At 68.1% G+C, this 12,158-nt stretch carries 8 protein-coding genes; all 8 read right to left on the reverse strand.

Going from position 1 to position 12,158, the window contains the following annotated elements; genetic code table 11:
- Positions 1 to 16: 16 nt before the first annotated feature.
- A complete protein-coding gene (pgsA, locus tag GLP40_RS30915) occupies positions 17 to 688 on the reverse strand; it encodes a phosphatidylinositol phosphate synthase (RefSeq protein ID WP_328290851.1) in 672 nt (223 codons plus the stop codon).
- A gap of 115 nt (positions 689 to 803) precedes the next feature.
- Positions 804 to 1,379 carry an HIT family protein gene (locus GLP40_RS30920; RefSeq protein WP_196054859.1) on the reverse strand — a complete coding sequence of 192 codons (576 nt, stop codon included), beginning with the start codon at positions 1,377 to 1,379 and terminating at the stop codon, positions 804 to 806.
- Positions 1,376 to 3,433 carry a threonine--tRNA ligase gene (thrS, locus tag GLP40_RS30925; protein ID WP_328290852.1) on the reverse strand — a complete coding sequence of 686 codons (2,058 nt, stop codon included), beginning with the start codon at positions 3,431 to 3,433 and terminating at the stop codon, positions 1,376 to 1,378. Before thrS ends, GLP40_RS30920 begins: the two co-directional genes overlap by 4 nt.
- Before the next feature lie 551 nt (positions 3,434 to 3,984).
- Positions 3,985 to 4,761, reverse strand: coding sequence for a (2Fe-2S)-binding protein (locus GLP40_RS30930; protein WP_230330107.1), 777 nt, complete (start codon positions 4,759 to 4,761; stop codon positions 3,985 to 3,987).
- A gap of 256 nt (positions 4,762 to 5,017) precedes the next feature.
- Positions 5,018 to 7,225, reverse strand: a complete 2,208-nt coding sequence (locus GLP40_RS30935; protein ID WP_154791555.1) for a SulP family inorganic anion transporter — start codon at positions 7,223 to 7,225, stop codon at positions 5,018 to 5,020.
- Positions 7,226 to 7,410: 185 nt separating this feature from the next.
- On the reverse strand, positions 7,411 to 9,621 hold the full coding sequence (locus GLP40_RS30940; RefSeq protein WP_154791556.1) for a SulP family inorganic anion transporter: 2,211 nt from the start codon (positions 9,619 to 9,621) through the stop codon (positions 7,411 to 7,413).
- A 519-nt stretch (positions 9,622 to 10,140) separates the two neighbouring features.
- A complete protein-coding gene (locus tag GLP40_RS30945; protein WP_154791557.1) occupies positions 10,141 to 10,521 on the reverse strand; it encodes a DUF5313 family protein in 381 nt (126 codons plus the stop codon).
- Positions 10,518 to 12,158 carry a SulP family inorganic anion transporter gene (locus tag GLP40_RS30950; protein ID WP_196054863.1) on the reverse strand — a complete coding sequence of 547 codons (1,641 nt, stop codon included), beginning with the start codon at positions 12,156 to 12,158 and terminating at the stop codon, positions 10,518 to 10,520. The genes GLP40_RS30945 and GLP40_RS30950 overlap by 4 nt, the downstream gene beginning before the upstream one ends.

Consider the following 12,158-nt stretch of genomic DNA (forward strand, 5'->3'; position numbering starts at 1 on the left):
GACGTGAAATCGGTTGTCACCGCTGTGGTTCCTCCGGAGCCTTCGCCGCGGGGGCGATGATGTCGCGGGCGCCGGGGGAACTGCGCACCGCCAGCACCCGCTGGAAGACGGTGATGATGCTCAGCACGGCCAGGGCGTACATGGCGACGTAGACCGCGTAGTGCAGCCAGTCGACGCCGAAATAGCCGCCCAGTCCGGTGAATCCGGCGCCGACCAGCACGATGACCAGCCGGTCCGGCCGCTCGATCAGGCCGCCGTCGGCCGAGAGCCCGCTGGCCTCGGCGCGCGCCTTGGCATACGAGATGACCTGCGAGGTCACCAGCACCACCAGCGTCGCCACGAACAGGTGCTTGGAATTCTCGTGGTACACCGACCACCAGGCCAGCGCGGCGAAGATGGCGCCGTCGGCCACGCGGTCACACGTGGCGTCCAGCACCGCACCGTATTTCGTGCCGCCACCCCGGGCCCGAGCCATCGCCCCGTCCAGCATGTCGAACATGACGAACAGCCAGATCACCATGGTTCCCCAGAACAGGTGACCGGTCGGGAACAGGGTCACCGCCGCGACAATCGAGGCGGTGGTGCCGATGAGCGTCATCGCATCGGGCGTGAGCCCCGTGCTCACCAGCGCTTTGCCCAGGGGCGCAGTCGCTTTGGCGAACGTCTCGCGACCGAAGAAGCTCAGCACGCTACCCCGCGTCCTTCCATGCCGTGTCCATGGGACAGGATCGGGAGCCCTCCATGGTCACGCTGCGCAAGCGCTGAGAGGAGGTGCGACGCCTCCGGGCCTGACCCGCTCATGCCTATTCGGCTTCCTTCCACGCCTGTGCCAGCAGCGCCCGGGTTTCCCGGAGCAGCTGCGGCATCACCTTCACTCCGCCGACGACGGTAATGAAGTTCGCGTCCCCGCTCCAGCGCGGCACGATATGTTGATGCAGGTGATCGGCGAGTGAACCACCGGCGACGCCGCCGAGATTCAGTCCGACATTGAAGCCCTCGGGCCGCGACACCTGCTTCATCACCCGAATCGCCTGCTGGGTGAACGCCATCAGCTCGGCGCTCTCCTCGACGGTCAGGTCCTCGAGGTTGGCGACGCGACGGTAGGGCACCACCATCATGTGGCCGGGGTTGTACGGGTACAGGTTCAGCACCGCGTACACCCATTCGCCACGCGCGATGATCAGCCCGTCCTCGTCCGACATCTCCGGGATGTCGGTGAAGGGATGGCCGGTCTTTTTGGGCGCGTCGGTCTTTCGGTCCTCGGCCGCGCCGGTGATGTAGGACATCCGGTACGGGGTCCACAACCGTTGCAAGCGGTCGGGATCCCCCGCACCGGTATCCACGATCTGCTCGGACACGGGCATAGTCCGTTCACTCATCGATCCGCCTTGCGGATCTGGAAGCCCTCCGCGGTCGGCGAGTCGTTCTCGCGGCGCGCGATCCAGTCCGCGACGGTGGCGACCGCGTCGGCCACGGGCACGCCGTTGACCTGGGTGCCATCGCGGAAGCGGAAGCTGACCGCGTTGTTCTCCACGTCGCGCGCGCCGGCCAGCAGCATGAACGGCACCTTCTGCGCGGTCTGGTTGAAGATCTTCTTCTGCATGCGATCGTCGCTGCGGTCGACCTCGGCGCGAATACCGTTGTCCCGCAGGCGCTCGATCACGCCGTCGAGATGCTCGGCGAAGGTCTCGGCGACCGGGATGCCGATCACCTGCACCGGCGACAGCCACGCCGGGAACGCGCCCGCGTAGTGCTCGGTGAGCACACCGAAGAAGCGCTCGATGGAGCCGAAGAGCGCGCGGTGGATCATGACCGGGCGGTGCTTGGCGCCGTCGGAGCCGGTGTACTCCAGCTCGAAGCGCTCGGGCAGGTTGAAGTCCAGCTGGATGGTGGACATCTGCCAGGTGCGGCCGAGCGCGTCCTTGGCCTGGACGGAGATCTTCGGGCCGTAGAAAGCGGCGCCACCCGGATCCGGCACCAGCTCCAGACCGGAGTCGGTGGCCACCTTGCGCAGGGTCTCGGTGGCCTCCTCCCACAGCTCGTCGGAGCCCACGAACTTCTTCGGGTCCTTGGTGGACAGCTCCAGGTAGAAGTCGTCGAGGCCGTAGTCGCGCAGCAGCGAGAGCACGAACTGCAGGGTGCTGGTCAGCTCCGCGTGCATCTGCTCCTTGGTGCAGTAGATGTGCGCGTCGTCCTGGGTCATGCCGCGCACGCGGGTCAAGCCGTGCACGACGCCGGACTTCTCGTAGCGGTAGACCGAGCCGAATTCGAACATGCGCAAGGGCAGTTCACGGTAGGAGCGCCCACGCGAGCGGAAGATCAGGTTGTGCATCGGGCAGTTCATCGGCTTGACGTAGTAGTCCTGGCCGGGCTTGCGCACGGTGCCGTCCTCATTGAGCTCGGCGTCCAGGTGCATGGCCGGGAACATGCCGTCGCGGTACCAGTCCAGGTGACCGGAGACCTCGAACAGATGGCCCTTGGTGATGTGCGGGGTGTTGACGAACTCGTAGCCGGCGGCGATGTGGCGGCGGCGCGAGTAGTCCTCGAGCTCCTTGCGGATGATGCCGCCCTTGGGGTGGAACACCGGCAGGCCCGAGCCCAGCTCGTCGGGGAAGGAGAACAGGTCCAGTTCCAGGCCGAGCTTGCGGTGGTCGCGCTTCTCGGCCTCCTCGAGCAGGTGCAGGTACTCGTCCTGGGCCTCACTGGATTCCCAGGCGGTGCCATAGATGCGCTGCAGGTCCTCACGGGACTGGTCACCACGCCAGTAGGCGGCCGAGGAGCGGGTCAGCTTGAAGGCCGGGATGTACTTGGTGGTCGGCAGGTGCGGGCCGCGGCACAGGTCGCCCCAGACCTTTTCGCCGGTGCGCGGGTCCAGGTTGTCGTAGATGGTCAGCTCTTTGCCGCCGACCTCCATGACCTCCGGATCGTCGATGCCCGACTTGTCGGAGATGAGCTCGAGCTTGAACGGCTCCTTGGCCAGTTCGACGCGCGCCTCGTCGACCTCGACCACCCGGCGCGAAAACCGCTGCGCGCCTTTGATGATCTTCTTCATCCGGGATTCGAGCTTGGCCAGATCCTCGGGGGTGAAGGGGCGGTCGACCTGGAAGTCGTAGTAGAAGCCGTCCTTGATGAACGGGCCGATGCCCAGCTTGGCCTCGGGGAACTCCTGCTGCACCGCCTGTGCCAGCACGTGCGCGGCCGAGTGCCGGATCACATTGCGACCGTCCGGGGAATCGGCGGTGACGACCTCGACCTCGGTGTCGACTTCGGGCACCCACGACAGATCCTTGAGTGCGCCGTCGGCGTCACGGACCACGACAACCGCGCCTGGTCCCTTGCTCGACAGGTCCGCCTCGCGCACCGCGGCCCCGGCGGTAGTCCCAGCCGGAACCCGGACGCGGGCGGCTGGGGTCTGCTGGGGTGAGGTGGTCACGGCTGGACACTCCTTGGCGGTTCACGGCGGGTGGTCGATCCGCCGTACAGGTTGGACACGATGACCGGGCACCCCCCTCGTGAAGGGCAGAGCCCCGGCGGCCACCACTCTATCGGCACGGTTCTCACCGCGTGCCGATGGACCGGCCCCGCCGCGCCGCCCCGTCCCGCAGGTGTGCCGGCACGGATCGATCCCGCCACGGCGACCAGGCGAAACGCCTCGGCCGAGACGAGAGACCGAGCCCCGGAGGCACCCGCGGACAAGATCGGCCCGAGGCACGGAATTCCGCGCTCCGAGGCAGGCCGACCGCACAATTCTCCGATTCGCCACGCGGGCACGGCAAGCGAATTCGCCACCGCACCGACCGTGCGCCGCGCCCGAGGGCCGCGGTCTACCCTCTTTATGCTGTGACACAGGGCGATTCGGGCCGCCGGAGCACGTGTCCACGCCCGGCGGGCCGCGGCCGTGGCGGCACGCTCGGAGGACAGGGCCTCCCGCTGGGACGCAAGACGTTTCGAGCGGCCGGTGGAGCGGCGTCCCCGCGGCGACCGTCAGCCGCGCGCGGCGACCTCGGCGAGCAGGGCTTCACGTTCGGACGCGGGGCGTTTGGGGCAGCTGGTGCACATCTGGCAGCCGGGCACCTCGAAGACCAGGCAGCAGGAGATACGGCGAACGAAGGTGCGGCCGCCCACGTCCTGGAAGCGCGGCACCGGCAGCCGACCCGCGACATCCCGGGCAAGCCGGGCACCGGCCTCCTCGGCTCCGATATCCAGGGCGCGATTGCCGATGGCGTCGGCCACGATCGCCCACAGCGAGGCCGCGCCCGCGCCCGACACCTCGGCCACCACCGGAATCACGCGAGAGAGCGTGTGCCGCAACGCATGCCCGACGGAGGCTGTCGCGCAGCAGCCCCCGAACGCGGCCTCGCTGTCCGCGGCAGGAGCCGCCGGATCGGCACATACGCGCCCCGCGGACTCGTTGGCCGGCGCCGATGAGGTGACCGGAGTCCGGGATTCGATCGCCAGCGGACCGGCCCCGCCGAGAAAGCGCTGTTCCGGCCATACCCGCTCCACGCCGCCGTCCGGCCGAATCTCCAGCGCGAGGTGTTCGAGCGCCGGGTCGAAGGCGGGCCGCCCGCTCGCGATGGCCCCGACGATCGGATCCACCAGCGAGGAGGCCGCCATGCACCACCACAGCGTGCCCGACACTCGTGAGTCGCCGGTCCCCCACGAGATCCCCATATCGGCGATCCGTTCGGCCAGCCACCGCGGGCGCAGGAGCTGGGTGCCCGGCGCCAGGACCTGTGAAACGGGGGGCTGCGCAACCATTTCCATTCGACTCCGATTCGGCCGATCCGCGGTGATGACTACCCACGATGTCACGTTTTCGCGCCTGGATGGGTTGTTCCCCCACGCCGGGCGCATCCGATCCATCTCGCGATATCGCGAGACGGGTTCAGCGTATGCCGCGTCGGCTCGCCCACCTCGTCGACCCGCCCCGGCCACCGACCGATCCTCCCCGAAGGCCACGATGGTGCGGGCATTCCCGAACGGGAATCCCGCACCATCGCATGGTGTGGCGCTCTCAGTGGCTGTGGGCCAACGCCGATAGCTCGGGGGCGTCGATTTCGCGAATGCCCGTGGAGGTGACTTCCAGGACTCGGGCGGACCCGATATCGAAGAAGAGGCCGGAGACCTCGAGCCCGCGTTCGAGGATGGCTCGCCGGACCATCGGGTGGGCGCGCAGGGTGTCCAACTGGACGGCCACGTTCACGATGGACAGCTGGTCGGCCACGCCGAATCCGGCCCGCGCGGCAGCGGTGGCGACCGGGTCGCCGGAGTGGAAGCGGTCCAGGCTCGCGCGGCCGTGGACCAGCCAGTCGCCCAGTCCGGGCCCGGTGGGACCGCCCGCGACCAGCGCCTTCATCGCACCGCAGGCAGAGTGGCCGCACACCACCACGTTGTCGACATTCAGTTCTTCGATGGCGAAGGCGAGCGCCGCCTCGAAGGAGGTGTCGCGACCGCCGGGGACCGCCAGATTGCCGACATTGCGGACGGTGAACAGATCACCGGGACCGCTGTTGGTGATGATATTGGGCACGATCCGCGAATCCGCGCAGGTCAGGAAGAGCGAGTGCGGGTTCTGCCCATCACGGAGCTCGTCGAGGTGCGGGCGCACCACGTGGGCATTGCGCTCGTGGAAGGCGGCGACGCCCTTGGTGATGGGGTTGCCGTCGTCCTCGCGCCAGGGGCGCAGCACATCGTCGAGCAGGCTGCGGGCGCGGCCACGGACCGGCGGGCCGGTCAGGGCGTGGGCCATGCGCGCGGTGCCGAGTTCCACGAATTCGACTGTGCCGCCGGTGCTCTCATGCTGGTTGGACCAGTCGTGGATGGCTTCGTAGGCGGCGTGATCGAGGAAGTCGACGCTCATCTCCACCAGCACGTCCGCCCCATCGGGCACCTTGCGCAGTTCCGAGGACAGTGTGGGCAGGGCCAGGAAGGTGCAGGTGCCCTCGATGCTCACCAGCCAACGGTCGGCCCCGGGCATCTCGTCGACCGTCACCGAGACGCGCACCACCCGCCACAGCAGCAGGCCGAACGCCAGGGCCAGGCCGATGATGACGCCTTCGAGGAGGTTCAGGAAAACCACGCCCAGCACGGTGACCACATACACCAGCAGGTCGCCGGTGCGGCGGGCCAGCTTGATGTGGGCGAGCTTGACCAGCTGGATGCCGACCACGATGAGCAGACCGGCCAACGCCGATTTCGGAATCTGCTGCACCAGGCCGACGAGTGCCACCGAGAACACCAGGATCCAGATGCCGTGCAGCAACGCCGAGACGCGTGAGCGTGCGCCGGCCTGCACATTGGTGGCGCTGCGCACGATGACGCCGGTCACGGGCAGGCCGCCGAGGCCGCCGGAGATCACGTTGGCCGCACCCTGCCCGACCAGCTCACGGTCGAAGTCGGTGCGCGGGCCGGTGTGCATCTTGTCGACGGCGACCGCCGAGAGCAGGCTCTCCACACTGGCGATCAGCGCGATGGTCAGTGCCGCGAGCACCACCGCACCCCAGTCTCCGGAGGGCAGTTGCGGCAGTCCGACGGCGTCGAACAGCGAGCCGCTCAAGATGATTCGCTCCGGATCGCCGGGCAGCACCAGCGATAGCACGGTGCCGGCCACCACGGCGACCAGTGGCCCGGGCAGCACCTTCAGCCGGCCGGGCACGTACTTCCAGCTCAGCATGATGGCGATGACGATGAGCCCGATAACGAAGTCGTCGCCGTGCAGGTTGGCCAGTTCGCCGGGCAGCTGAATCAGGTTCTGCCAGGCGGAACTGCGGGAGGATCCGCCCAGCAGGACGTGCAGCTGCTGGAGCGCGATGGTGATGCCGATGCCGGCGAGCATGGCGTGCACCACGACCGGGGCAATCGCAAGCGCGGCGCGGGCAATGCGGCTGAGTCCGAACAGGATTTGCATGACGCCTGCCAAGACGGTGATGAAACAGGCTGTCTTCCAGCCGAATTCGCTGATAGTGGTGGCGACCACCACGGTCAGGCCGGCTGCGGGACCGCTGACCTGCAGCGGCGAACCGCCGAGCAGGGCGACCACGATGCCGCCGACCACGGCGGCGATGAGTCCGGCGGCGATGGGCGCACCGGAGGCGACGGCAATGCCGAGCGAGAGCGGCAGTGCGACGAGAAAGACGACGAGGGATGCAGGGAGATCATGACGTAGCAGGCTGTCGAGCCGGCCGTCGGTTCTACCTGGCGGTGAATCGGTGTCGCGAGACATATCGCTCCTAAGCGAGCATGTACAGGGGGCATCGAATAAGGGCCGCGGACGACTTTGGCCGCAGACTCACCGGACGAGCAGAGGTAAGGCTAATCGTAAAGACTTAGCAAAGTCTGAGAAAAGTTACGCCCCAATGCCAAAGGGGTGTGAATCCTCTTGGATTCACACCCCTTCTTCCCCGGTCGTCAGGCGGGTTGAGCTACCCGCCCGATGCCATCGATCTCGGAGATCCCGTCCACCGTGACCTCCACCACCCGGGCGGTCGCGATATCGAAGAACAGGCCCGAGAGGACCACGCCGCGTTCCCCGACGCCGCGGCGGACCACCGGATGCGCGTACAGCGTCTCCAACTGCACCGCCACATTCACCATGCCGAGCTGGTCGACCGGCCCGAATCCAGCCGCCGCCGCGGCCACCGCGACCGGATGCCCGAGCCGGTAGCGCTCGAGGCTGGGCCGGGCGTGGGCAAGCCAGTCGTCCAGCTGGGATCCGGTGACCAGTTCGCTGTGCAGCGCGCCCATCGCGCCGCAGCCGGAGTGCCCGCACACCACCACCGACCGCACATCCAGCTTGTCGAGTGCGTAGATGAGCGCGGCCTCCATCGACGAGTCCTGCGCGTCACGCGGAATCAGGTTGCCGACATTGCGGACGGTGAACAAGTCCCCCGGACCACTGTTGGTGATGACATTGGGCACGATGCGGGAGTCGGCGCACGTGACGAAAAGCGAGTCCGGTTCCTGGCCGTCTCGCAGTACTCCGAGGTGCGGGCGCATGAGGTGCGCATGGCTGCGGTGATAGGCGGCCACGCCCGCGACGATCGGATCGACATCGGTGGCGGTGCGCCGCCAGGGTCCGAGCACCTCGTTCAGCAGGTGACGGGAATGCCCGCGCGCGGGCGGCCCGTCGGCCGCGTCGGCCATCCGCACCGCGCCGACCTCCACGAATTCGACTGCGCCGCCTTGCTCGCGGTGCTGATCCACCCATTCCTGCACGGCGTCGTAGGCGGCGTGGTCCATGAAGTCGACGGTCATCTCGATCACCACGTCGGCATTCGCGGGCACCTTGGCGAGTTCGGCGGTGAGCTTGGGCAGCGCCAGGAAGGTGAAGCTGCCGTCCACGGTGACCCGCCAGTGCAGCGCGTCCACCTCCTCGGCCGTCACCGATACCCGGACCACCCGCCACAGCAGCAACGCGAAGGCCAGTGCGAGCCCGACCAGCATGCCCAGCAACAGATTCCAGAACACCACCACGAACACGGTGGCGGCGTACACGACCAGGTCGCCGGTGCGCTGGGCGCGCCGGATGTGGGCGAGCTTGATCAGCTGGATGCCGACCACGATGAGCAGCCCGGCCAGGGCCGCCTTGGGTATCGAGCGCACCACATCGACCAGCGCCACCGAGAACAGCAGGATCCACAGACCGTGCAGCATGGTCGAGGCCTTGGTGCGGGCTCCCGCTTTGACATTGGTGGTGCTGCGCACGATCACCGCCGCCACCGGCAGGCCGCCGGCCAGACCCGCGACCATATTGGCCGCGCCCTGACCGAGCAGCTCACGATCCAGATCCGTTCGGCGCGCGGCGTTCTGGCGCATCCGATCCACCGCCACAGCCGATAGTAGGGTCTCCACGCTGGCGATGAGCGCGATGGTGACCGCCATCAACGCCACCGCGGCCCAGCTCCCGTGCGGCACCTGCGGAAGCCGAAGTTCTTCCAGCAGTAAGCCATTGAGTGTGATGCGCTCGGCCTGCACCGGCAATACGCGCGCCAGCAGGGTGGCGACCACCACCGCCGCCAACGGTGCCGGCACCCGGCGCACGAGTTCGGGCAACCGCCGCCAGCCCACCAGGATGGCGATGACGACCAGTCCGATGCACAGGTCACCGGGGTGGAACGAGGCCAGCTGGTGCGGCAGTGCCACGATGGCATCCCAGGACGAGGTCAGCGAATCGCCGCCCATGAGCACGTGCACCTGCTCGAGCCCGATGACGATGCCGATCCCTGCGAGCATGGCGTGCACGACCACCGGCGCGATGGCCAGCACGCCGCGCGCGATCCGGCTGAGCCCGAACAGCATCTGCAGGCCGCCGGCCAGGATGGTGATGAAACAGGTGGCGGCCCAACCGAACTGGTTGATGGATTCGGCGACCACCACGGTGAGCGAGGCCGTGGGCCCGCTGACCTGGAGAGTCGATCCGCCGACGAGCCCGGCGACCACGCCGCCCACCACGGCGGCGATCAGCCCGGCGGCGACCGGCGCTCCGGCGGCGACGGCAATGCCGATGGACAGCGGCAGTGAGACCAGGAAGACGACGAGTGAGGCGGGTAGATCGTGGCGCAACAGGGCGGCGAAGCCGGGAAGCGACGTCCGTGGAGGCTGATCGGTGTCGGCGGACATATCTCTCCTTCGCCGGCACGGCAGAGCCGCCCGGTTCATCGGTCAACATGCACTGGCATCGAGAGGCAGCGGCGGGCGAGGCTGGAGAGCCACGACGCTGGGCAGATCGCGGGTAATCGTAAAGACAAGACAAAGGAAACGAAAAACGTTTGCGGCAATTGAGGCGAACTGCTATCAAACTGTGACACAGCTCACGCAGGAACGCCAAACTGACTTCTTGTCAAGACTGGGCACCACGATGTCACCCGCTGTGCGCTCGATGCTCCGTTCGAGGACTCACGGTGTCGGTACCCGGAACGGCAACTCCATGGGAAGAACCACCGGCACCGACATCGGGAAGACCAGGTCAATTCGCTGACATTCCGGTGGAAGTCTCAGACCGCCTTCACCACCTCCGCGCTCGCGACGGCCGTCTGCACAGGTCGAGCAGCTGCCCTTCTTCTGGGATCAGGTGAAAGGCAGCGGCACCGAGGTCCTCGCCGAATTCACCGAGCGCCGCCTGAGCTGACCGGCCCGGCCTCACCCGCGACCGTGAGCCCGTTCATAGGCTTCACGGGCCGCGGCGGCACGCTCACGTTCGCGGTGATCGGCCAACGCCGGGTCCAGACCGTGTTTGGCCAGCCGGGCCCGCCGGAATACGTACATGAGCGCGGCTGTGAAGTAGATCAGCGGAAGGTACAGCAGCGCCATCATGGCCAGGCCCATCCACATCGGTCCGGGAATGAGCAGGAACAGGCACAACGGCGGAATGATCGGAATGAGGATCCGCATCATGTAGCGCCGCGCCGCCCCCGGCCCGGTCAGATCGTCGATCACCCACTGCGCCATGGACGGCGGCAACGTCCCGCCACAGATATAGCGCAGGCGCTGAACGAGATTGGGCTTGGCCAGTGTGCTCATCGATTACTTTCGGCTGGACTGGACACGAGTTCCCGAGCGACGGCGATGGCGTCGGGAGTGTGCTCGAACAGATGGCCCATATCCGTGCCCGGCAGTGCACCGATGGCCGCCAGCCGCCGCCGATGATCCTCCCGCAGACCCGACATGAGCACGGTGATGCCCCGGTGTTCGAGCTTGGCGATGGCATCCTTGAGCGTCAGCGCACCGGTGGTGTCGACAGCGGTGAGGTGGGACATGCGCAGGATGACGACCTGCACATCCGACAGTTCGGCCAGTTCGAGCAGGAAACGGTGCGCGGCCGCGAAGAACAGCGGTCCGTCGAGACGATAGGCCACGATGTGGTCGTGCAGCAGCTGGTGCTCCTCGGCGACATGGTCGGCGTCGTCGAGCGGAATCTGATGCAGCCGAGCCTCTTTGGCGACGGAGCGCAGCGCCAGTAGCACCGCGATGCCCACGCCCACGGCGACGGCGGTCACCAGATCCATGGCGACGGTCACGACGAAGGTGACGACCATGATCGCCGCGTCGCCCTTGGAGGCGCGGGCGATCGCGGCCAGCGAGGCGGTCTCCACCATGCGCACGGTCGTGGCCAGCAGCACCCCCGCCAGCGCGGAGAGGGGAATCAAGGCGACCGCGCCGGAGGCGAGGTAGATGATGGCGGCGAGCACCAGCGCGTGGACCAGCGCGGCCAGCCGGGTCCGTGCACCGGAGCGCACGTTGACCGCGGTGCGGGCGATGGCCCCGGTCGCGGGCACGCCGCCGAACAGGGGTGCGGCGATATTGGCCAGGCCCTGGCCGAAGAGCTCCCGGTCCGGGTTGTGGCGGGTGCCGATCGCCATGGAATCGGCCGCGGTGGCCGACAACAGCGATTCCAGTGCCGCCAGCGCCGCTACGGCGAGCGCCGGCATGAGCAGCGAACCCAGCTGGTCCGGGTGCAGGAATGCCACCGTGGGAGCCTGCAATCCGGACGGGATGCTGCCGATGAGCGTCAGGTCGAGATGGAACAGGTTGGCCGCCAGCGTCGCCAGCGCCACCGCCAGCAACGCGAACGGCAGCCTCGGCAGGTACCGCCCACCGATCAGCACCACCGCCGCGACCAGCAGGGCGGTCGCGAGCGACACCCCGCTGGGCTGCGCCACGAATTGCCGCACCGCGTCGAAGGCCGACTGCCACACCTTGTCACCGTGCGCGTGCGCGACCCCCAGCGCGGACGGAAACTGCTGCAGCGCGATGACGACCGCGATACCCGCGGTGAAACCCTCGATCACCGGGGCGGGCATGTAGCGCACCGCACGCCCGACCCCGGCGACCGCGAGCACCACCAGCACGAGCCCGGCCAGCAGCCCCACGGCCAGCACCCCGCTCGCACCGTGCTGATGGAAGATCGGCACCAGTACCACCGTCATGGCTCCGGTCGGCCCGGTCACCTGGTACCGGGAACCGCCGAACACCGCGGCGATCGCGCCGGCCACCACGGCGGTCGCGAGCCCGGCCGCCGCGCCCAGTCCCGAGCTGATGCCGAAGCCCAGGGCGAGCGGCAGCGCGACCAATGCGACGACCAGTCCGGCCAGCAGGTCCGTGCCCGGGGAGCGCAGCGCCGGTAGCCAGTCCGCTCGAGACGGCAGCAGCGTTCGCAC

Origin of the sequence: Nocardia aurantiaca (genome assembly GCF_009708175.1) — a bacterium.
Taxonomy (GTDB): domain Bacteria; phylum Actinomycetota; class Actinomycetes; order Mycobacteriales; family Mycobacteriaceae; genus Nocardia; species Nocardia aurantiaca.